The organism is Pseudomonas sp. FH4, assembly GCF_000510915.2.
GTDB classification, from domain to species: Bacteria; Pseudomonadota; Gammaproteobacteria; order Pseudomonadales; family Pseudomonadaceae; genus Aquipseudomonas; species Aquipseudomonas brenneri.
In genome coordinates this window covers 44,079-65,009 of sequence record NZ_AOHN01000014.1, presented here as the reverse complement: position 1 = coordinate 65,009, position 20,931 = coordinate 44,079, and the positions used below count along the sequence as shown (strand labels likewise).

The 20,931-nt window shown below is 62.7% G+C and carries 15 protein-coding genes; 10 read left to right on the top strand and 5 right to left on the bottom strand.

Features of this window, described 5'->3' with window-relative positions; translation table 11 throughout:
* Positions 1–105: 105 nt before the first annotated feature.
* Together H097_RS10995 and H097_RS10990 are read right to left on the bottom strand one after the other, a co-directional pair.
* Positions 106–2,067, bottom strand: coding sequence for a methyl-accepting chemotaxis protein (locus tag H097_RS10995; RefSeq protein ID WP_032859823.1), 1,962 nt, complete (start codon positions 2,065–2,067; stop codon positions 106–108).
* Positions 2,068–2,122: 55 nt separating this feature from the next.
* Positions 2,123–3,793 carry a PleD family two-component system response regulator gene (locus tag H097_RS10990; RefSeq protein ID WP_032859822.1) on the bottom strand — a complete coding sequence of 557 codons (1,671 nt, stop codon included), beginning with the start codon at positions 3,791–3,793 and terminating at the stop codon, positions 2,123–2,125.
* Between the two features lie 275 nt (positions 3,794–4,068).
* Here H097_RS10990 and H097_RS10985 point away from each other — a divergent pair, with 275 nt between their 5' ends.
* From H097_RS10985 to speA, 4 genes are all read left to right on the top strand, one after another.
* Complete coding sequence (locus H097_RS10985) at positions 4,069–5,136, top strand: DUF2333 family protein (RefSeq protein ID WP_032859820.1); 1,068 nt, start codon at positions 4,069–4,071, stop codon at positions 5,134–5,136.
* 3 nt (positions 5,137–5,139) lie between these two features.
* The gene (locus H097_RS10980; protein WP_032859818.1) at positions 5,140–5,676 is read left to right on the top strand and encodes an NUDIX hydrolase; all 537 of its coding nucleotides are present in this window, start codon (positions 5,140–5,142) and stop codon (positions 5,674–5,676) included.
* A 319-nt stretch (positions 5,677–5,995) separates the two neighbouring features.
* Positions 5,996–6,367, top strand: coding sequence for a translation initiation factor Sui1 (locus H097_RS10975; RefSeq protein WP_029297635.1), 372 nt, complete (start codon positions 5,996–5,998; stop codon positions 6,365–6,367).
* Positions 6,368–6,563: 196 nt separating this feature from the next.
* Positions 6,564–8,477, top strand: coding sequence for an arginine decarboxylase (gene speA, locus H097_RS10970; RefSeq protein ID WP_032859816.1), 1,914 nt, complete (start codon positions 6,564–6,566; stop codon positions 8,475–8,477).
* A gap of 113 nt (positions 8,478–8,590) precedes the next feature.
* Here the strand turns inward: speA and H097_RS10965 are convergent, their stop codons facing one another.
* Positions 8,591–9,934 carry an MATE family efflux transporter gene (locus H097_RS10965; protein WP_032859813.1) on the bottom strand — a complete coding sequence of 448 codons (1,344 nt, stop codon included), beginning with the start codon at positions 9,932–9,934 and terminating at the stop codon, positions 8,591–8,593.
* A gap of 159 nt (positions 9,935–10,093) precedes the next feature.
* Positions 10,094–10,393, bottom strand: a complete 300-nt coding sequence (locus H097_RS10960) for a hypothetical protein (protein ID WP_032859811.1) — start codon at positions 10,391–10,393, stop codon at positions 10,094–10,096.
* A 467-nt stretch (positions 10,394–10,860) separates the two neighbouring features.
* On the opposite strand from H097_RS10960, the gene H097_RS10955 reads away from it, so the two are divergent.
* Entirely contained in the window at positions 10,861–15,762 is a 4,902-nt protein-coding gene (locus H097_RS10955) for an alpha-2-macroglobulin (RefSeq protein WP_032859809.1), read from the top strand.
* A gap of 63 nt (positions 15,763–15,825) precedes the next feature.
* Here the strand turns inward: H097_RS10955 and H097_RS10950 are convergent, their stop codons facing one another.
* Positions 15,826–16,119: a hypothetical protein gene (locus H097_RS10950; RefSeq protein WP_032859808.1), complete on the bottom strand. Its 294-nt coding sequence runs from the start codon at positions 16,117–16,119 to the stop codon at positions 15,826–15,828.
* A 99-nt stretch (positions 16,120–16,218) separates the two neighbouring features.
* Here H097_RS10950 and pbpC point away from each other — a divergent pair, with 99 nt between their 5' ends.
* The 5 genes from pbpC to H097_RS10925 all read left to right on the top strand — a co-directional run bounded on the left by pbpC (position 16,219) and on the right by H097_RS10925 (position 20,916).
* Positions 16,219–18,549 carry a peptidoglycan glycosyltransferase PbpC gene (gene pbpC / locus H097_RS10945; RefSeq protein ID WP_050593336.1) on the top strand — a complete coding sequence of 777 codons (2,331 nt, stop codon included), beginning with the start codon at positions 16,219–16,221 and terminating at the stop codon, positions 18,547–18,549.
* Between the two features lie 86 nt (positions 18,550–18,635).
* Positions 18,636–18,944 (top strand): MazG-like family protein, encoded by a 309-nt coding sequence (locus H097_RS10940; RefSeq protein WP_032859807.1) that lies wholly within the window; start codon positions 18,636–18,638, stop codon positions 18,942–18,944.
* Positions 18,937–19,686 (top strand): methyltransferase, encoded by a 750-nt coding sequence (locus H097_RS10935; RefSeq protein ID WP_032859805.1) that lies wholly within the window; start codon positions 18,937–18,939, stop codon positions 19,684–19,686. Before H097_RS10940 ends, H097_RS10935 begins: the two co-directional genes overlap by 8 nt.
* Before the next feature lie 24 nt (positions 19,687–19,710).
* Positions 19,711–20,313: a DUF4136 domain-containing protein gene (locus H097_RS10930; RefSeq protein ID WP_029297619.1), complete on the top strand. Its 603-nt coding sequence runs from the start codon at positions 19,711–19,713 to the stop codon at positions 20,311–20,313.
* Between the two features lie 45 nt (positions 20,314–20,358).
* Complete coding sequence (locus H097_RS10925) at positions 20,359–20,916, top strand: DUF4136 domain-containing protein (RefSeq protein WP_032859804.1); 558 nt, start codon at positions 20,359–20,361, stop codon at positions 20,914–20,916.
* Positions 20,917–20,931 lie beyond the last annotated feature (15 nt).

The following is a 20,931-nucleotide window of genomic DNA, read 5'->3' as shown; positions in this document are numbered from 1 at the left end:
CTCGCGAATGCGGTGTATCAGTCAACATGTCCATCACTGAACCACCGCATTCGCGAGCAAGCCCGCTCCCACATTTTTGATTCCCGTCTGATTTGGGAGATGGCGTCAGACGCGGAAGGCCTGCACGGCCGTATTAAGTTGCCCGCCGAGCACTAACAGGTGCTCGCCCTGGCTGCGACCCTGGCCAATGCGCAGCAGGTTGTCCTCACCCAGTTGATGAATACGCTCACTGTTATCACGGATTTCACTGACCGCGCCGCTCTGCTGGGCCGTTACATCGGCAATGCGGATGGCTGTGTCGGAAATGGTCTGGATTGCGCCGACGATTTCATCCAGCGCGCCGTCGGCGGCCTGGGCTTGCTGGGCGGTGGCTTCGGCGTGTTCGACCTGGGCGCGCATGCCTTCCACCGATTGCCGGGCGGCGGTTTGCAGGCCGGCGATCAGGGTCTGGATTTGGGCGGTGGCGCCCGCGGTGCGCTGGGCCAGGGAGCGCACTTCGTCGGCGACCACGGCAAACCCGCGCCCGGCCTCACCGGCGCGGGCGGCTTCGATGGCAGCGTTGAGTGCCAGCAGGTTGGTCTGGTCGGCAATCGAGCGAATCACGGTCAGCACGCTGCCAATGGTGGCGGACTCTTCGGCGAGTTTTTCGATCATCTGCGCATTGTCCTGCACCTCGCCCACCAGCGCGTGCAGGCCGGTCAGGCTCAAGCCGATCACCCGCTGGCCATGCTCCACGGCCTCGCCGGCGCTGCGGCTGGCCTCGGCGGCCTGGCTGGCGTCGCCCGCAACCTGCTGGATCGTGGCTTCCAGTTCCCCTAATGAATCGCGGATTTGCGCAGTGTCCCCGGCCTGGCGTTCGGCGCCGTCATGCAGGCCGCCGCTCAGTTCGGCCAGGGCGCGGCTGCTACCGGCCACTTCTTCTGCGTTGGTGCGGATAGTCCCCACCAGGTTCACCAGGTAAGCACGCAGGCGATTGAGCGAGGCTTCAATATCATGCAGTTCGCGGTTGGTGTGGCCCAAGGCAATTGGCTGGCTGAAATCCCCTTCGGCCCAGGTTGAAAGGGCCGGCGCCAGGCTGGTGAGCACTCGCGCCAGGCGCCGTTGCAGGGTGTCGATGAGCAGGGCGATCAATAGGATCAGGCCGATCATCACGCCTTGGATCACCCGCACTTCGCCCTGGATCTTGCCGTGCTGGGCGCGTACCTCGGGCTCCAGCGCGGCGATGGCTTGCTGCACGGTGTCGATTTTCAGGTGAGTGGCAGCGGCCAGTTCTGCGCGCTTCTGGATTTGCTCGCGGGTACGCGCAAGCTCTGCCGGGTAGCGCGTGAGCAGGCTGTTGAGTTCGCGCTTGAGATTCACGCCAGTGTCTTCGGCGGTAGCGGTTTCGCTGCTTTCCAGGCCCATCAACGCAGAAAAATCATCGCTGTTGGAGGCACTGCTGGCGGTCACGCCCAGCAGCGGCAGTTGCTCAAGCAGGTCAGCCTGGCTGCGGATATTGGCCAGTTCACGTTCTACATCGGTGGCCAATTCACTGCGCCCGCTGCTCACCAGTTTGTCCCGCGCCAGGGACAGCTTGGCCAGGTGCTGCGAGGCTGCCAGCAACGGCGGCAGATAACGTCCTGCATCGGCTGAGTTGACGCCCATGGCGTACTGGCTCAGTTGTTCCAGGCTGGCCCCCAATTCCCGCTCGGCTTGCAGCAGCAAGGCTTGTGGGTCGCCGGCCAGTTTGCCGGCGGCCAGCAGGTCGGTCTTGCTGAAGCCATCGAGGCCGAGCAGGCCGGGCCGCAGTTTTTCGGTCAGTTCAGACGGCAATTCATCCAGGTGCAGCAACAGGTTTTCCAGGCTCTGGCCGGCAGCGCTCAGGCGCAAGGCGTCGCCGCTGGCCAAATAGTCGTCGATATTGCGCGCGGTCTGGTTCTGGAACGCCTGGGACAGGCCCAGATAGCGCTCCATCAATAGATAAGGGCGTTCGAGGGCTCGTTGCGACCACCAGAGCGTAGCGCCCAGGGCCAGGCAAACGGCGACCAGCAGAAGGGTGTTCAGATTCGTCAGCAGCTTCAGGCGCATGCGTGGTTTCAACCAACGGCAGAAGGAGTAAGTGCCTGAAGTTATTGCGTTTTCGTTACAGGGTTATGACCGAATCAGTGGATTCTGGTGAAAAGATGGCACTTTGCTTTGACGTGCGTGCGGCCTGGACTCGATTGCGTCCGGCGTCCTTGGCGCGGTACAGCGCTTCGTCGGCCTGGGCCGCCATCATCAGGCTGTCGGAACCGTCACACAACTCGACTACGCCGGCGCTGAAGGTGCACCACAAATCCTGGGGCTGGGCCGGATAATGGATTTCGGCAAAGCGCCCACGGATTTCGTCGAGCACCTTGCACGCGGCGTCCAGGTCGGTGTCGGGCATGACGATGGCAAACTCTTCGCCGCCGTACCGGCCGATATAGTCGGTCTTGCGCAGGCGCTGCTTGAGAAACAGCGCCAGGCTCTTGATCACGCGGTCGCCCATGGGGTGGCCGTGGCTGTCGTTGACCCGCTTGAAGTGGTCAATGTCGAGCATGGCAAAGCTCAGCGGCTTGCTCTCGCGGCGCGAGCGAAAGCTGCAATCTTCCAGCAGTTGCAGGATATGCGTGTGGTTGTACAGGCCGGTCAGGCTGTCGCGCACCATCCGCGCCTTGAGATGGCGGGCGCGGGCGGCGCGGTTGCGCACGGTGGTGATCAGGTGGCGCGGCTTGATCGGCTTGGTGAGGAAGTCGTCGCCGCCTTCGCTCATGGCATCGAGTTGCTTGTCCAGATCGTCCTCGGCCGACAGGTAAATGATCGGCACGCTGACATAACGGTCATTGTGGCGAATCACCTTGGCCAGCTCGGTGCCGGTGCAGGCCGGCATGTACATGTCGAGAATGATCAGGTCGGGTTGGAAATCCGCCAGTTCGGCCATGGCCTGGATCGGTTCGATCAAGGTGCGGGTAACGATCCCGGCGCTGTTGAGCAGGCGCTCGGTGTGCATGGCCTGGGCCCGGGAGTCGTCGATGATCAGCACTTTATAAGGCTCGTACTGGGCGACGCAGGTCAGGACCTCGATTTTTTCCAGCAGGCTTGAGGCTTCCAGGGTGCCGGTCAAAAACTCCTGGCCCCCGGCGCGCACGGCGGCCAGGCGGGTGGGGGTGTCGGTTTCGTGCAGGCTGAAGAACAGCAGCGGCAGTTTCTGCTCCAGGCCTTCCTGGGCTTCGGCGGCCAATGTCAGGCCCAGGCCGGTGCCGCAGAAGTCCACGTCCATCACAATCGCGGCCGGCAGGCGTTCGGCCATGGACGAGCGGAAGGCCGCCACGCTGTCCAGGGACAGGGCGCTCAAACCAAAGAATTCCAGTTGCTTGGCCAGGCGCTCGGCGCGGTCGTGATCGGCCAGCATCACGTAGATGGGTTTGCGCATCGGCGGCAGGAAGGTCTGGTCCAACTGGTCGCCCTGGCGCAGGCCGGTGCGTGACAGGCGCTGCATCAAGCGGTTGAGGTCGGTGATCAGATGGCTGCTCAGGCGACCACGGTTTTCGTCCACCGCCTTGAGCGATTCGATGATGTGCCGGGCCAGTTGGCCGTGTTCGGGCTGTTCAAAACGCTCGGCAAACCGCAGCAGGCGCAAATTGGCCTCGCTGAGTTCGCTTAATTCGGCGTTCGACCACTCGCTGCGCTGCAAACGCTGCCAGATCTCAAGAATTTGACGCGCCTGATGAATTACCCGCTGGGCAAAGTGCTGCTTGAGACGCTCACGGCTGGGGTCTTCTGGCTCGGTCATATCCTGACTACTAGGTAAGGGTGCATGCTGAGATCGACTGGTGGCTCTATGCTAGCACCTCTTTTCCTTCGCACGAGTGTCATACGTCAATTAACTGCATCGTCCAAGTGATTCATTTGCTGACCGTTGGGTCGCATAGGCGCATCAGCGCCCATCCTTTATAGTTGAGTGCCATCTTTCTGCCAGCCCGATTAGAAAGCCCCGCACAGAGGGGCACGATGGGGTAGGGTTGTGGTCGTAGCTATTGAACTCAAGTGACTGAAAGGATATCCGCCATGCTGGACTGGAAAAACCGTGCAGGCAGCGCCCCAGGCCCAAGCCCTGCGCCCAAGTCGGCCTCCCGCAGCTATTTTCGTAACCTGCTGATGAGCCGTGCCCTGCTGACCCTGGTGGTCATATACCTGCTGGTCACCGGCGGCCTGGGTTGGTACTGGAGCCAGGAGCCAGCCTTGTTCCCGGTCCAGCAAAATGCACAAATGGCCGCTGAAAAAGACGGCAAGCAAATGGTCATCGGCTTCACCACCGTCGAAACCGTCAAGACTGTGATGGGCACCCTGCTTAACAAGCCTGGCGGCTACATTTCCAACGACCGTTTCCCGCCAGGGTTGTGGATGGACAACACGCCTAGTTGGGAATATGGCGTGCTGGTCCAGGTGCGTGACCTGACCCGGGCCCTGCGCAAGGACTTTGCCCGCTCGCAATCGCAATCGGCCGAAGACGCCGACCTGGCCAAGGCCGAGCCGCGCTTCAACTTTGATAACAAGAGCTGGGTGCTGCCCTCCAGCGAGTCGGAATACCAGGAAGGCATCAACTCCCTGAACCGCTATCAAGTGCGCCTGTCCGACCCCAACCAGAAAGGTGCGCTGTTCTATGCGCGTGCCGATAACCTCAACAACTGGCTGGGCGATGTCGCTACCCGCCTGGGTTCGTTGTCGCAGCGCCTGTCGGCCAGTGTTGGCCGGGTCAAGCTCAACACCGCGTTGAAAACCGAAGCGCTGGCGCCGGGCGAAGTGCCGCAGGTCGATGAAGAAGTGGTGGAAACCCCATGGATGCAGATCGACAACGTGTTCTACGAAGCCCGTGGCCAGGCGTGGGCCCTGTCCCACCTGTTGCGCGCGATCGAGGTCGACTTCGCCGACGTGCTGGCCAAGAAAAACGCCACCGTCAGCGTACGCCAGATCATTCGTGAGCTGGAGGCGTCGCAGGAAACCCTGTGGAGCCCGATGATCCTCAATGGCAGCGGCTACGGCGTATTGGCCAACCACTCGTTGGTGATGGCCAACTACATCTCCCGTGCCAACGCGGCGGTGATCGACTTGCGCCAACTGCTGAACCAGGGTTGAGTCATGGTCGACAGCACCAAGGAGGTCGCGCACCGCGCGGCCTCGGATGCCGAACACATTGCCTGGGTCGACGAGCAGGACAACCTGCTCGGCGCCCTGGTGCGCTCCGATTTGCGTGAGCGCGGGCTGATCGGGCGCGGCACCTACATCATGCTATTCAACTCAAAGGGTGAGCTGTGCGTGCATCGCCGTACCCTGAGCAAGGCCATCTACCCGGGTTACTGGGACGTGGCGGCGGGTGGGATGGTGGCGGCGGGCGAGAGCTATGAGCAGTCGGCGGCCCGTGAGCTGGAAGAGGAGTTGGGCGTCAGCGGTGTTGAATTGACCGCCCACGACCACTTTTTCTTCGAGGATACGGGCAACCGGCTCTGGTGCTCGGCGTTCTCGGCGGTCTGGGATGGGCCGCTGCAACTGCAGCCTGAAGAGGTGCTGGAAGCGCGCTTTATGAGCATTGAAGCGGTGCTTGCCGATATCGAGCAAAAGTCCTATTGCCCCGACTCCCTGGCTGCCTTAAAACGCTATCTGGCCGCGCGTCGCTAAAGTTGCATAAATTGGCGCCATTTGGCTCTTAGCAAGTAGGCTTTTTGCCGTTACACTGCGCGACTTTTCAAGCCGAAACGCTACAGCGTCTCCCCGGCCCCCTGTAGGAGCGAGCTTGCTCGCGAAAAATCCAATGCCACCGCGTGCTGCCTGAATGCCCGCGTTATCGTTGACGATTTTCGCGAGCAAGCTCGCTCCTACAGAGGCAAACGGTGAGGCCTGGGCGGTTCGGTAGCGCTGCCCCTGCCTGAGTGGGGCTTCGCGGTCAGCCGCCCATTGCGGGCACTGATCAGTCTTCATCCTCCCAAGAGGATTGCCGGTGGCCAAAAAAGCCGCATCCTTCGCCGCCCTTGGTGGCCTGGTGTTTTCCACCGACGCAGGTCGGCATTGCCCGGACTGTCGCCAGCCCGTGGACGCCTGTACCTGCAAACAGACCCTGATTCCCGAAGGTGACGGCATTGCCCGCGTGCGTCGCGAGAGCAAGGGCCGTGGCGGCAAGACGGTGACCACCATCACCGGCGTGCCCCTGGCAGCCGAGCCACTCAAGGAGTTGGCCACCGTGCTGAAGAAGCGCTGTGGCACCGGTGGCGCGCTGAAAGACGGGATTATCGAAATCCAGGGCGATCACGTCGAGTTGCTGTTGGCCGAGTTGATCAAGCTCGGATACAAGGCGAAGAAATCCGGCGGCTAGCAGCCTCTGTGAAACCCGCACCGACGAGCGCGCTCGTCGTCTTCATGGTTTCACAGAGCCTGTTCCTGACCGGTGTCTAAACTCTGTCCTGCAAGTGGGGTCTACCCCTCTCACAGGCAAATCGTCATTTTCACTCTTTAGACTGCGCCAGCCTCTGACTTGGGTGGCGCTCTTCGACTTTATATAGGGGACTTCGATGTCCGTACGACGCACACGCAAAGACGATGGCAGCCAATGGACAGTTGCGGACAGCCGCAGTGTTTACGGGATTCGCCATTGGGGGGCCGGGTATTTCGCGATCAATGATGCCGGTCGCGTTGAAGTCCGTCCGAACGGCCCGAACAGCTCGCCCATCGATTTGTACGAGCAAGTGGACGAGCTGCGCAAAAGCGGCCTGTCCCTGCCATTGCTGGTGCGCTTCCCGGACATCCTGCAAGACCGCGTGCGCCAGTTGACCGGTGCCTTCGATGCGAACATCGAGCGCCTGGAATACCAGAGCAAATACACCGCGCTGTACCCGATCAAGGTCAACCAGCAGGAAGCGGTGATCGAGAACATCATCGCCACCCAGGACGTGTCCATCGGTCTGGAAGCCGGTTCCAAGCCTGAGCTGCTGGCCGTGCTGGCCCTGGCACCGAAGGGCGGCACCATCGTCTGCAACGGTTACAAGGACCGTGAGTTCATCCGCCTCGCGCTGATGGGCCAGAAGCTGGGCCACAACGTGTTCATCGTGATCGAGAAAGAGTCCGAAGTGGGCCTGGTCATCGAAGAAGCCGCCAACCTCAAGGTCAAGCCACAGGTCGGCCTGCGGGTGCGCCTGTCGTCCCTGGCGTCGAGCAAATGGGCAGACACCGGTGGCGAGAAGTCCAAGTTCGGCCTGTCGGCGGCGCAACTGCTGTCGGTGGTCGAGCGCTTCCGCGCGGCCGGCCTGGACCAGGGCATTCGCCTGCTGCACTTTCACATGGGCTCGCAGATCGCCAACCTGGCGGACTACCAGCACGGTTTCAAGGAAGCCATCCGTTACTACGGCGAACTGCGCAACCTCGGCCTGCCGGTGGACCACATCGACGTCGGCGGTGGCCTGGGCGTGGACTACGACGGTACCCACTCGCGCAACGCCAGCTCGATCAACTACGACATGGACGACTACGCCGGCGTGGTGGTGGGCATGCTCAAGGAATTCTGCGACGCGCAGAGCCTGCCGCATCCACACATCTTCTCCGAAAGCGGCCGCTCCCTGACCGCCCACCACGCCATGCTGGTAGTGCAGGTGACCGACGTCGAGAAACACAACGACGACGTGCCGGTGATTGAAAACAAGGAAAGCCTGCCCGAAACCGTGCAATGGCTGGTCGACCTGCTGGGCCCGACCGACATTGAAATGGTCACCGAAACCTACTGGCGCGCCACCCACTACATGAGCGACGTGGCCGCCCAGTACGCCGACGGCAAGCTGACCCTCGCGGAAAAAGCCCTGGCCGAACAGTGCTACTTCGCCGTGTGCCGTCGCCTGCACAACTCGTTGAAAGCCCGCCAGCGCTCGCACCGCCAGGTACTGGACGAACTCAACGACAAGCTGGCCGACAAGTACATCTGCAACTTCTCGGTATTCCAGAGCCTGCCGGACACCTGGGCCATCGGCCAGGTCCTGCCGATCCTGCCGCTGCACCGCCTCGACGAAGAGCCGCTGCGCCGCGCGGTATTGCAGGATCTGACCTGCGACTCCGACGGCAAGATCAAGCAATACGTCGACGAGCAGAGCATCGAGACCAGCCTGCCGGTGCATGGCTTGAATGACGGCGAAGACTATCTGCTGGGGATCTTCCTGGTGGGCGCCTACCAGGAAATCCTCGGTGACATGCACAACCTGTTTGGTGACACCGACTCGGTGAACATCTACCAGCGCGAAGACGGTTCGGTGTACAGCGCCGGGATCGAGACCCACGACACCATCGAAGACATGCTGCGCTACGTGCACTTGTCGCCGGAGGAGTTGATGACCCACTACCGTGACAAGTGCGCCAGCGCGAAGATCACGGCGGCGGAGCGTACGCAGTTCCTGGATGCGTTGCGGTTGGGCCTGACCCGCTCCTCGTACCTGTCCTCATAAGACCGGCAGGCACATAGCCAAACTGTGGGAGCGGGCTTGCTCGCGAAAGCAGTGGATCAGTCAATACAGGTGCTGACTGATCTGCCGCCATCGCGGGCAAGCCCACTCCCACACTAGTTTGCGCCCAGCCAAAGCCCCTGCCGATTCAGCCGCCAGGCAATCGCCCACAGCGTCAAGCTACGCACCGCCATAAACAGCAGGAAGGTTATCCACAGCCCGTGGTTACCCAACCCCTGCAATCCCCACGCAAACGGCAGCATAATCAGCACCGTCAGCAGCATCCCATTGCGCATCTCCCGCGCGCGCGTCGCGCCAATGAACAAACCGTCCAGCAGATAACTCCACACCGCAATCAACGGCAGCACCGCCAGGTACGGCAGGTAGATATCGGCGGTTGCGCGTACGCTGGGAATATCGGTTTGCATGGCGATAAACAAGTGGCCGGCGAAGGTGAACAACAGCACAAAACCGAGGCTGGCGATCAGCGACCAGCCGCAGGCCACTACCAGTGAGCGGCGCAAAGCCTGGCGATCACGGGCGCCGATGGCGTGGCCGCAGAGTGCTTCCACCGCGTGAGCGAGCCCGTCCAGCGCATGGGCCGTCAGCAATAGCCCGTTGAGCAGCAGGGCATTGGCCGCGACAGTGGCATCGCCCAGCCGAGCGCCTTGCACCGTGATCATGAAAAACACCGATTGCAGCGCCAGACTGCGGATAAAAATGTCGCGGTTGACCGCCAGCAGCGCGCGCCAGCTTTGCCAGACCTTGAGCGCCGCCCAGGCAATATGCCCGGGGTAGGCGCGCAAGGCTTTTTGCGTGAGGGCCAGGCCGAGCAGGGCGCCGGTCCATTCGGCAATCACCGAGGCCCGCGCCGAACCGACCACGCCCCAGTCCAGGCCCAAAACGAACCACAGGTTCAGGGCGATATTCACAAGGTTTGTGGTCAGCAGAATTGCCAGCGGCGCCCGGGCGTTTTGCGTGCCGAGGAACCAGCCCACCAGCGCATAAGTGGCCAACGCCGCAGGTAATCCGAACAGGCGGGTGTGGAAAAACTCGCGGGTCAGTTGGTTCAGTTCGGCCGAAGGCTGCATCCATTCCAGCGCCAGATGACTCAGGGGAATGCCCACCGTGCCCAGCACCATCGCCAACCCTAGGGCCAACAGCAGGCCTTGCAGCAGGATTTGCCGCAGCGCCGCACCATCATTGCGTCCGGCCGCTTGCGCGGCGAACCCGGTGGTGCCCATGCGCAGAAAACCCATGGCCCAGGCCAGGAAGGTATACAGGCTGGCCCCCACGGCCACGGCGCCCAGTTGATGGGCGTGGGGCAGGTGGCCGATGACCATACTGTCCACCAAGGCCACCAGCGGCACCGAGATATTCGACAGAATCATCGGCGCGGCCAGGGCCCAGACACGGCGGTGAGTGGGACGGTGACGCCAGTCGGTGAGTAAGGTGGACATGCGGGCTCCTTGGAGGAGCGGCATTGTAACGCTGCATGGACAGCACCGCAGACACAATGTGGGAGCTGGCTTGCCTGCGATAGGGGTGTGTCAGGCAACTGATTTGTTACTGGTCCACCGCCATCGCAGGCAAGCCAGCTCCCACATTTTTGACCGCGTTTATGCCGGGGAATGCAGGCACTCGATGGAGCGGTCGACTGTGGTCTTGGCGATTTCCAGCAAATGCCACACCGCCAGCACCTTGGCCCGTTGGGTGCCGGGCAAGTGTTCGCCACAGTCGAGCACGGTGGCCGAGGCGCTGTTCAGCAGGCTGGCGGTGTAGAGCAGGGAGTCTTCGAAACTCAGTTCTTCGCTGACTGAGTGAAAGCCCTGGGTCGGTAGATAGTGGCTGAGGGCGCGATTGAAGGCGGCGCGGTCGTTGAGAAGGTCTGACGGTGGGTCGGGGACAATCTTATGCATGGCTTAGCTCCGAATTTGATTCTGAAGCCGAACCTGTCGCGACTAAACGAAAGGTGGCGGCTGTACGCAGGTTAGTCGACCGGCAAAATCGGAAATCCGGCGCACCCGAAGGCGCCCTGCGCACAGCTACCATAAATGGACCATGCACCGAATTTGGATTCCGGGCGACTAAACCCGATCACTGATAAGCAGTGACGGACCGCAGACTAGTCACCCATCCCAACAGGCACAAGGCGCCAAGGATTGTCTAGGAAACGTCCTGCAATTTAAAGGGATGCGCCTTGCTGGCCCTTTACAAACCATGACCAACTGCCAGCCACCCCAGCGCTCCCACAGGGGATTTTCTACGCTTTTGAGGTAGTCGAGAACCAAACCGCCCTCCGTCGGTCAATGTGAGCAGCGCCACAGCCACTTGGCTGGCACTGATATATAGTTCACCCCTCAGACACCCCGACAACGAGTGCCCCATGCTTAACAAAGGATTGTTCCTGGCCTGCGCGCTGGCCCTGCTGAGCGCCTGCGATTCTTCCGATAAACCGGCTGCACCCACTGCCCCTGCGGCGGCGGTGACAGCGCCGCAGCCGGCCAAGGCTGCGGTGGATGTGGCGACGCTCAAGCAGCGTTATGCCGGCCGTGAGTTAAGCGTGGTGGACGTGTCTGAGGTGCAGCTCGATGGCGCCAGCACTTTGTCGGTGAGTTTTTCGATCCCGCTGGATCCCGAGCAGAAGTTCGCCGACAAGCTGCACCTGGTGGACAGCAAATCCGGCAAGGTCGACGGTGCCTGGGAGCTTTCCGACAACCTGATGGAGTTGCGCCTGCGCCACCTGGAGCCCCAGCGCAAACTGGTGCTGACCGTGGACGCCGGGCTGCGTGGGGTCAACGACGCCAAGCTCGCCGCTGAATACACGGCACGCCTGGAAACCCGCGACCTGCAAGCCACCGTCGGCTTCGCCAGCCGTGGCACCCTGTTGCCGACCCGCCTGGCCGAAGGCCTGCCGGTGATCGCGCTGAATGTCGACAAGATCGACGTCGAATTCTTCCGCATCAAACCCGAGTCGCTGCCGGCGTTCCTCGCCCAGTGGGGCCGCAATACCAGCCTGCAAAGCTATGAATCCCGTGAACTGTTGCCCATGGCCGACCTGGTCTACGGCGGCCGCTTCGACCTCAATCCTGCGCGCAATACCCGTGAAACCCTGTTGTTGCCCATCGCCGGTCTCAAGCAACTGCAGCAGCCGGGCGTGTACCTGGCGGTGATGCGTGCTTCGGGCACCTACAACTATTCGCAGCCGGCCACGTTGTTCACCCTCAGTGATATCGGTCTGTCGGTGCACCGCTACGCCAACCGCCTGGATGTGTTCACCCAGGCGCTGGAAGGCGGCAAGGCGCTGGATGGCGTCGATCTGGAAATCCTCGATGCCGAAGGCCGCGTGCTGGGCCAGGGCAAGACCGAGAAGGGCGGCCACGCGCAACTGCCGCTGCCGAAAAAGGCCCAGGTATTGCTCGCCAAGCAGGGCGAGCAAACCAGCCTGTTGCGCCTCGACAGCGCAGCGCTGGACCTGGCCGAGTTCGATATCGGCGGCCAGCCCGCGCACCCCCTGCAATTCTTTGTGTTCGGCCCGCGCGATCTGTACCGCCCTGGCGAAACCGTGCTGCTCAACGCCTTGCTGCGCGACAAGGACGGGAATGCCGTCAAGCCGCAACCGGTGAGCGTCGAAGTACGCCGCCCGGATGAGCAGGTCAGCCGCAAATTCGTGTGGGATGCCGATGCTTCCGGCCTCTATCAATACCAGCTGCAACTGGCCGGAGAAGCGCCGACCGGGCGCTGGCAACTGGTGTTCGACCTGGGTGACGGCAAGCCGCAACTGTACGAATTCCTCGTCGAAGACTTCCTGCCCGAGCGCCTGGCCCTGGAGCTCAAGGGCAGCGATACACCACTCAACCCTGGCGACAATGCGGTTATCCAGGTTAATGGCCGTTACCTCTACGGCGCCCCGGCGGCGGGCAATCGCCTGAGCGGGCAAGTGTATGTGCGGCCGTTGCGCGAGGCGGTCAAATCGCTGCCGGGTTATGAGTTTGGCTCGGTGACTGAAGAAGAACTGAGCCAGGATTTTGAACTGGATGAAAGCGTGCTCGACGCCAAGGGCGAGGAAAAACTCACCCTGGAAAGCAAGTGGAGCGAGGCCAAGTCGCCGCTGCAACTGATCGTCCAGGCCAGCCTGCAAGAGTCCGGCGGGCGCCCGATCACCCGGCGCCTGGTGCAGCCGGTATGGCCGGCCGAGCAACTGCCCGGCCTGCGTGGCCTGTTCGATGGCAAGGAAACCAATGGCGATGGCCCTGCGGAGTTTGAAGTGCTGCTGGCCAACCAGCAGGGGCAGAAACTCGCGGTCGACAACCTCAAGGTGCGCCTGATTCGCGAACGCCGTGACTACTACTGGAACTACTCGGACAACGATGGCTGGAGCTATCACTACAACGAGAAATTCCTCAACCTCGATGAGCAGACCGTCAACATCAAGGCGGGCGACACGGCCAAGGTCAGCTTCCAGGTGGAGTGGGGCCCGTACCGCGTCGAAGTCGAAGACCCGCAGACCGGCCTGATCAGCAGCCAGCGTTTCTGGGCTGGTTACCAGGCCCAGGACAACACCGAAGGCGGCGCCGTGCGCCCCGATCAGGTCAAGCTGGCGCTGGATAAACCGGCGTATGGCGATGGCGATACAGCCAACGTCACCGTTACCCCGCCGGCGGCCGGCAAAGGCTACCTGTTGGTGGAGTCCAGCGAAGGCCCGTTGTGGTGGCAAGAGATCGACGTGCCGGCCGAAGGCAAGAGCTTTGCGGTGAAGCTCGACCCGAAATGGTCGCGTCATGACCTGTATGTGAGTGCGCTGGTGATCCGTCCCGGCGAGCGCAAGGCCAATATCACGCCTAAACGCGCCGTGGGCTTGCTGCATCTGCCGTTGGATCGTACCCAGCGCAAACTGGGCCTGACCCTTAGCGCGCCGGAAAAAATGCGCCCCAAGCAGCCGCTGACGGTGAAAGTCGCAGCGAAAAACGCCGACGGCAGTGTGCCTAAGCAAGTGCATGTGCTGGTGGCCGCGGTGGACGTGGGCATTCTTAATATCACCGAGTACCCAACCCCGGACCCGTATTCCAGCCTGTTTGGCCGCAAGGCTTATGGCGTGGACCAGTTCGACATCTACGGCCAACTGATCGAAGCCGGCCAGGGCCGCCTGGCCAGCCTGGCCTTTGGTGGTGACGCGGCGCTGGCCAAGGGCGGCAAGCGCCCGGATACCAGCGTCACTATCGTCGCCCTGCAAAGCGCGCCGGTGACCTTGAACGAGAAAGGTGAGGGTGAGGTCAGCGTCAATATTCCCGACTTCAACGGTGAGCTGCGCCTGATGGCCCAGGCCTGGAGCGACGACCGCTATGGCATGGCCGAAGCCAAGACCGTGATCGCCGCGCCACTGATTGCCGAGCTGTCGGCCCCGCGCTTCCTCGCCGGTGGTGACCAGACGCGCCTGGCGCTGGACCTGTCCAACCTGTCGGGCAAGGCACAGAAACTGGATGTGCAACTGACCGCCGAAGGGCAACTGACCCTGCTGGGCGAGCCGTCCCACAGCGTGCAACTGACCGAAGGCCAGCGCACCACCTTGCAGATCCCGGTGCGCGCGCTGGGTGGCTTCGGCCAGGGCAAGGTCAAGGTCACGGTCAATGGCCTGGACCTGCCGGGCGAGAACCTGCCGGCGTTTACCCGTGAATGGACATTGGGCGTGCGCCCGGCCTATCCGGCGCTGCTCAAGCAATACCGTGCGGTACTCAAGGATGAAGCCTGGAGCCTGCCAGATGCTGAGCTGGCCTTGTTTGAACCGGCTGGGCGTGAGGCGTTGCTGAGCCTGTCGAGCCGGCCGCCGTTGAACCTGGGCGAGCAGATTCGTGCACTCAAGGCCTACCCGTATGGTTGCCTGGAACAAACCGCCAGCGGCTTGTACCCGTCGCTGTATGCCGATGCCACCGTGCTGGCGCGCCTGGGTTTGACCGGCGAGCCGGATGCCGAGCGCAAGCGCAAGATCGAATTGGGTATCGAACGCCTATTGGGCATGCAGCGCTACAACGGCAGCTTCGGTTTGTGGGGCGCTGATGGCGAGGAAGAGTACTGGCTGACGGCCTATGTCACCGATTTCCTGCTGCGTGCCCGCGACCAGGGTTTTGCGGTGCCGTCTGAAGCGCTGAAGAAGGCCAGCGAACGTCTGCTGCGGTATGTGCAGGAGCGCAACCTGATCGAGGTCGACTACAGCGACAACGCCGACCACACACGCTTCGCCGTGCAGGCCTACGCCGGACTGGTGCTGGCGCGCAGTCAACAGGCGCCGTTGGGCGCATTGCGTAGCCTGTTCGAACGCCGCAGCGATGCACGTTCCGGCCTGCCATTGGTGCAGTTGGCGATTGCCTTGCAAAAGATGGGCGACCAGCCCCGTGCCGACCAGGCATTGCTGGCCGGTCTGGCGGTGAAACGCAAAGCCAATGAATGGCTGGCCGACTACGGCAGCCCTCTGCGTGACCAGGCGATGATCCTGGCTCTGCTCGAAGAAAACGACCTGGCCAAGGGCAAGCGTGAAGAGCGCCTGTTCGAGCTGTCGGACCAGATGGCGGCCAGCCCGTGGCTGTCGACCCAGGAGCGCAACTCGCTGTTCCTCGCCGGCCGTGGCCTGCTGGGCAAGCCGGAAACCAACTGGACTGCTCAGTTGCGCAGCGGCGGCGAAACCCGCGAGTTGAACAACGGCCAGTCCGGCCTGAAGCTGGAAGGTCCGTTGCTGGCTTCACCGTTGACCTTGCGCAATCAAGGCAGCGAGCCGATTTACCAGCAACTGAGCATTTCCGGTTATCCACAGCAGGCGCCAGCAGCCGGTGGCGAAAACCTGAGCATTCGCCGTGAGTACCTGGGCATGAATGGCCAGCCGTTGAACCTGCAGAACCTGCGCAGCGGTGATCTGGTGCTGGTACACATTGCCGTCAGCGCCAACAAGCAGCGGGTACCGGATGCACTGGTGGTGGACCTGTTGCCGGCCGGCCTGGAGTTGGAGAACCAGAACCTGGGGCAGAGCGCCGCCAGCCTGGAAAACGCCAGCAGCCAGGTCAAGGAGTGGCGTGAGTCGATGCAGAATGCGTCGATCAAGCACCAGGAGTATCGCGATGATCGTTATGTTGCCGCGCTGAACCTGGACGGCTATGGCACCACGCACTTGCTGTACCTGGCTCGTGCGGTAACGCCGGGGACTTACCGCGTACCGCCGCCGCAAGTGGAGTCGATGTACCGGCCGAACTGGCAGGCAGTGGGGGAAACCCCGGTGGATATGGTGATCAAGGGGCGTTAAGCGCCCCACCTGTGGGAGTGGGCTCTATCTTTAATGTGGGCCCCTCCTCCATAGGCTGTGTATTTAATGCACAACCCAACTGAGCAGCCACAACCCGAGCATCAACCAGATAATCCCCATGATGATCGAGGCCCGCATAAATGCCCGGACTGCCGAATACAGCAGCATCAGGCCAATGATCAGGGTGATGATGCTGACGATCGAGGTATCCATGCCCAAGGTACGGGACAAGCCATCGATAAAATTGCCGCCGGCATTGGTCAGGGCGCCGAACAGGCCGCTGAGCCCGTCGACGATAAAACGGATGACCGAACCGAGCGCCTGGCCCAGCCATTCGAAAAAGCTTTCTACCTGCATATGAGTTTCCTGATGAAAGGGTGGGCGTATCTGCCGGACCTGAGCCTTTGGTCGTTAATCGCCTGGGCGAGTTCCCTTAAAGCATAGAGGTTTGCCCGTTTGAATTTGCGATTAGTTGCACGCTGGACCCTGGGTAGCCTGTTGTTGGTGATTGCCCTGCTCTGGCTGGCCGACCGCCTCTGGCCTTTGCCCCTGCCCAAGGACGACCTGGCCCGCGTGGTGCTGGCCGAAGACGGCACGCCCTTGTGGCGCTTCGCCGATGCCAACGGCGTATGGCGTTACCCGGTCGCCACCGGTGAAGTCTCGCCGTATTACCTCGATGCGCTGCTGACCTACGAGGATCGTTGGTTCTACCAACACCCCGGCGTCAACCCGCTGGCCCTGGTGCGGGCAACCTGGCAGAACCTCTCCGGTGCGCGGGTGGTGTCGGGCGGTAGCACCTTGTCGATGCAAGTGGCGCGCCTGCTCGATCCGCATTCGCGCACCTTGCCGGGCAAGTTGCGCCAGCTGTGGCGCACGGCGCAGTTGGAGTGGCATCTGTCCAAGGACCAGATCCTCAACCTGTACCTGAACCGCGCGCCCTTCGGCGGAACCTTGCAGGGAGTGGCGGCGGCCAGTTGGGCGTATCTGGGCAAGTCGCCGCAACAGTTGACCCATGCCGAAGCGGCCTTGCTCGCGGTGCTGCCCCAGGCACCCAGTCGTCTGCGCCCGGATCGCCATCCGCTGCGCGCCCAGGAGGCGCGGGACAAAGTGCTGCGGCGGTTGGCCGAGTTCCAGGTCTGGCCGCAACCGGCGGTCGACGAGGCCCTGGAAGAACCCCTGTTGCTGGCGCCGCGCCTGGAACCCAGCCTGGCGCCGCTGCTGGCACGCCGCCTGAACCGTCCCGACAGCCCGCCGCTGATTCGCACCACGATCGACGCGACCCTGCAACGCCGTCTCGAAGACCTGCTGCTGGGCTGGCGCGCACGCCTGCCGGAGCACACCTCGGCGGCCATCCTCGTGGTAGAAGAAGAAAGCATGGCCGTGCGCGCCTACCTGGGCTCGGTGGATATCAACGATGCGCGACGCTTTGGCCATGTGGATATGATCAGCGCCCTGCGTTCGCCAGGGTCGACCCTCAAACCTTTCCTGTATGGCATGGCCCTGGACGCAGGGCTGATTCATTCCGAATCGCTGCTGCAGGATGTGCCACGGCGCTATGGCGATTACCGGCCGGGCAATTTCTCCATGGGTTTTACCGGCGCGGTGCCGGCCAGTACGGCGCTCTCCAGCTCGTTGAACCTGCCGGCGGTGCAATTGCTGGAAGCCTACGGGCCCAAGCGCTTTGCCGGGGAAATGCGTATCGGCGGCATGCCCCTGGCGTTGCCGGCGCTGGCCGAACCGAACCTGGCGTTGATCCTCGGCGGGGCTGGCAGCCGTCTGGAGGACCTGGTCGGCGGCTACAGTGCGTTGGCCCGTGACGGCAAGAGCGCGGCGATCCGCTTGCAGCCTGGGGATACGCTCAAGGAGCGCCCATTGTTATCGCCGGGTTCGGCGTGGATCGTGCGGCGCATCCTTAGCGGCCAGGCACGGCCGGATCGTGATCCCCGGGCCGAGTTGGTACAGCGCCCGGTGCTGGCCTGGAAGACCGGCACCAGCTACGGCTTTCGCGATGCCTGGGCCATCGGGGTCGGGCCACGCTACTTGATTGGCGTGTGGATCGGTCGCCCGGACGGCACCCCGGTGCCGGGCCAGTTTGGCCTGGCCTCGGCGGCGCCGTTGATGCTGCAAGTGCACGATGTGCTGACCAACCGCGACAGCCAGCGGGGTATTACCGCGCCCGTCAAACCTGTGCCGATGAATGTCGGCGTGGCGGCGATCTGTTGGCCCCTGGGCCAGCCCATGAGCCGCAACGACCCCAATTGCCGGCGCCAGCGATTTGCCTGGACGCTGGACAACACCACGCCACCGACCTTGCAGGCCCTGGATCAGCCCTTGGGTGTCGGCTTGATGGAAACCGTGTGGATCAATGCCAAGGGTTCGCGTGTGGCCGCCAGTTGTCCGGGCGCGGTATCGCGAGACATTGCCCTGTGGCCTGCACCGCTGGAACCGTGGTTGCCGAGGATCGAGCGGCGTGACGCACGCATCCCTGCGCCAGACTCGGATTGCCCGCCGCCGGCGTTGGCGGCGTCATCGCCGTTATCGGTGGTGGGCGTGCGTGAGGGGGATCAACTGCGATTGCCGGCAGGCAGCCAACAGCAACTGCGCCTGAAACTGTCGGCGTTGGGCGGCAGTGGACGGCGCTGGTGGTTCCTTAACGGGGCGCCGCTGGGCGACAGTGCCAACCAGGACAGCATCAATGCCAGCCTGGAGCAGTTGGGACGCTATCAACTGAGTGTGCTCGATGAGGCGGGGCAGACGGCCAGGGTTGAGTTCAGCGTGGTTGATTAGATCGCGATGGCGCCCTGACAGGCACCGCAAATTTAGTTGCCATCCCCGCCTTTGAGCCCGAAGCTATACCCCTTCAGGAGCGCCCCATGAATCTCGAACACCTCACCGAACGCATGCATCGCATCCGCGATAACAACGACTGGAAACAGTTCCACAGCCCGAAAAACCTGGCCATGGCCGCCAGTGTCGAAATGGCTGAACTGGTAGAAATCTTCCAGTGGTTGAGCGAAGACCAATCCCGCCAGTTACCCGCCGACAAACTCGCCCACGCAGGCCAGGAAGTGGGGGACATCGTGCTCTATCTCCTGCTGTTGTGCGGTGAACTGGGCCTGGATATGAACCAGGTGGTAAACGCCAAGCTGGCCGATAACGAGCGGCGGTTTGCCCATGAGTGATCGTCATTTCGACCAGTTGGCGACGCGGTTTGCCGAGAAAATCTACGGTGGTGCCAAGGGCGCGATTCGCCTGGCGGTGCTGCAGGCCGACCTGATCGAGGCCCTGCCGGATCGCCCCTTGCGCGTGCTGGATATCGGCGCCGGCCTGGGCCATATGTCGTTGTGGCTGGCCGAACGCGGGCATCACGTGACATTGGCCGAACCTGCCGAGCCGATGCTGGAAGGCGCCCGCCAGCGTTTCGCCGAGGCGGGGCAGACTGCAACCTTCATCCAGGCGCCGTGGCAGGACCTGTTGGGTCAGCTCACCGAACCCTATGACCTGGTGCTGTGCCACGCGGTGTTGGAATGGCTGGCCGAACCCCATGCGATCCTGCCGGTGCTGCACCAGTTGACGACACCGGGCGGCTGGTTGTCCCTGGCGTTCTACAACCGCGATGCGCTGATTTACCGCAACTTGCTCAAGGGCCACTTTCGCAAGATGCGCAAGAACGACATGGCCGGCGAAAAACAGAGCCTGACCCCGCAACAACCCCTGGACCCTCGGGAATTGGCGGCGCAACTTGAAGGCTTGTGGCAGGTCGAAAGCCAGAGCGGGGTGCGGGTATTCCACGACTATATGCCGGTGGAGTTCCAGGCCCGCGCCGACTTGCAGGACTTGTTGGAGATGGAGCTCGCTCACCGTCGTCACCCAAGCTTTGCCGGACTTGGGCGTTATTTGCACTGGATCTGCCGTCCGGTTTAAGCGGCCCAGTCTGCGGAGATCGAAATGAAGCGCTGTGCATTGATCCTGCTGTGCCTGGGGCTGGGGGCCTGCTCCAGCAACAACCCTTATGTTGCGGCGTCCAAGCCGATGCCGCCGGCGCCTGCCCAGGCGGCCAACACCTTTGACGCCAGCGCTTACCCGGCGCCGGTGCGTGATTATGGCGCCTACCGCAACTGGGCCTGGCGCAACGGCCAGTTGCCGGCGGGCTCGGCCTGGGCAGATCCTGCGCAGATCGCCGAAGCCGTCAGCGGCGCCCTCGACCAACGCGGCCTGCGCCCGGTGCATGACCAGCGTGCGCCGGACCTGCTGGTCAGCGCCGATGTGCACCTGGAGAAGCGCCTGCGTCAGGTGCAGGACGATTATGGCTATGGCTACGGTGGCTACAATCGCTATGGCAACGGCTACGGCATGTACAACTCGGTGCCGATTGTGCGCACCTATGAAGTGCAGGTTGTGGTGGTCCGGGTCAACCTGTTCGATGCCCGCACGGGCCAGCCGGTGTGGAGCGCCAGCGCCGAAACGGGCAGCCAGGGTAGCTTGAGTGAACGCGGCGATGCCTTGCGCCAGGCTGTGCAGAAGGCGATGACGGCGTATCCTCCGAGTTAACAGCTATTCTCATCTCAGGTTGGGTTTGCCCTTTGGAGAACTACCATGTTGCGTCGTATCGCTTTGCTCGCTTTTGCCGTGCTGCTGGGCGGTTGCCAGACCAATCAGGTCAACCACGACTTTGACGCCAGCCGCGACTTTGGCGCCTACCGCAGTTGGGCCTGGAAAGACCCGGCGTTGCAATACCGTCCCGATGATCCGCGGATCAAGAGTGACCTTACCGAACAGCGCATCCGCCAGGCGGTGGCCGACCAGCTCGACCAGCGCGGCCTGCGCCCGGCCGCCCCTGGGGCCAAGGCTGACGTGAACGTGCAGGCCTACCTGATCGTCGAAGACCGCCAGCAACAAGTCACCACCAACTACGGCGGCGCCTGGGGCGGCCCGTGGAATGGCTATTGGGGGGCGCCGATGTACAACGAAACGCGCAACGTCACCTATAAGGTCGCCACTCTCCAGATCGACCTGCTGGACGGCAAGGACGGCAAACTGGTGTGGCGCGGCAGCGACGAGCAGATGATGAGCAGCTCGCCCAACCCGCAAGACCGCAGCGCGGCGATCCGGGCGACGGTGACCAAGGTGCTGTCCAACTACCCGCCACGCTAAGTCACGCTCGGCCAG

Excerpts from the sequence above, each read along its gene's own strand:
- H097_RS10955 (WP_032859809.1), top strand. The coding sequence starts at position 10,861 with ATGCTTAACAAAGGATTGTTCCTGGCCTGCGCGCTGGCCCTGCTGAGC.
- H097_RS10990 (WP_032859822.1), bottom strand. The coding sequence starts at position 3,793 with ATGACCGAGCCAGAAGACCCCAGCCGTGAGCGTCTCAAGCAGCACTTT.
- H097_RS10925 (WP_032859804.1), top strand. The coding sequence starts at position 20,359 with ATGTTGCGTCGTATCGCTTTGCTCGCTTTTGCCGTGCTGCTGGGCGGT.
- H097_RS10960 (WP_032859811.1), bottom strand. The coding sequence starts at position 10,393 with ATGCATAAGATTGTCCCCGACCCACCGTCAGACCTTCTCAACGACCGC.
- H097_RS10950 (WP_032859808.1), bottom strand. The coding sequence starts at position 16,119 with ATGCAGGTAGAAAGCTTTTTCGAATGGCTGGGCCAGGCGCTCGGTTCG.
- H097_RS10965 (WP_032859813.1), bottom strand. The coding sequence starts at position 9,934 with ATGTCCACCTTACTCACCGACTGGCGTCACCGTCCCACTCACCGCCGT.
- H097_RS10940 (WP_032859807.1), top strand. The coding sequence starts at position 18,636 with ATGAATCTCGAACACCTCACCGAACGCATGCATCGCATCCGCGATAAC.
- H097_RS10985 (WP_032859820.1), top strand. The coding sequence starts at position 4,069 with ATGCTGGACTGGAAAAACCGTGCAGGCAGCGCCCCAGGCCCAAGCCCT.
- H097_RS10995 (WP_032859823.1), bottom strand. The coding sequence starts at position 2,067 with ATGCGCCTGAAGCTGCTGACGAATCTGAACACCCTTCTGCTGGTCGCC.
- H097_RS10930 (WP_029297619.1), top strand. The coding sequence starts at position 19,711 with ATGAAGCGCTGTGCATTGATCCTGCTGTGCCTGGGGCTGGGGGCCTGC.
- speA (WP_032859816.1), top strand. The coding sequence starts at position 6,564 with ATGTCCGTACGACGCACACGCAAAGACGATGGCAGCCAATGGACAGTT.
- H097_RS10980 (WP_032859818.1), top strand. The coding sequence starts at position 5,140 with ATGGTCGACAGCACCAAGGAGGTCGCGCACCGCGCGGCCTCGGATGCC.
- H097_RS10935 (WP_032859805.1), top strand. The coding sequence starts at position 18,937 with ATGAGTGATCGTCATTTCGACCAGTTGGCGACGCGGTTTGCCGAGAAA.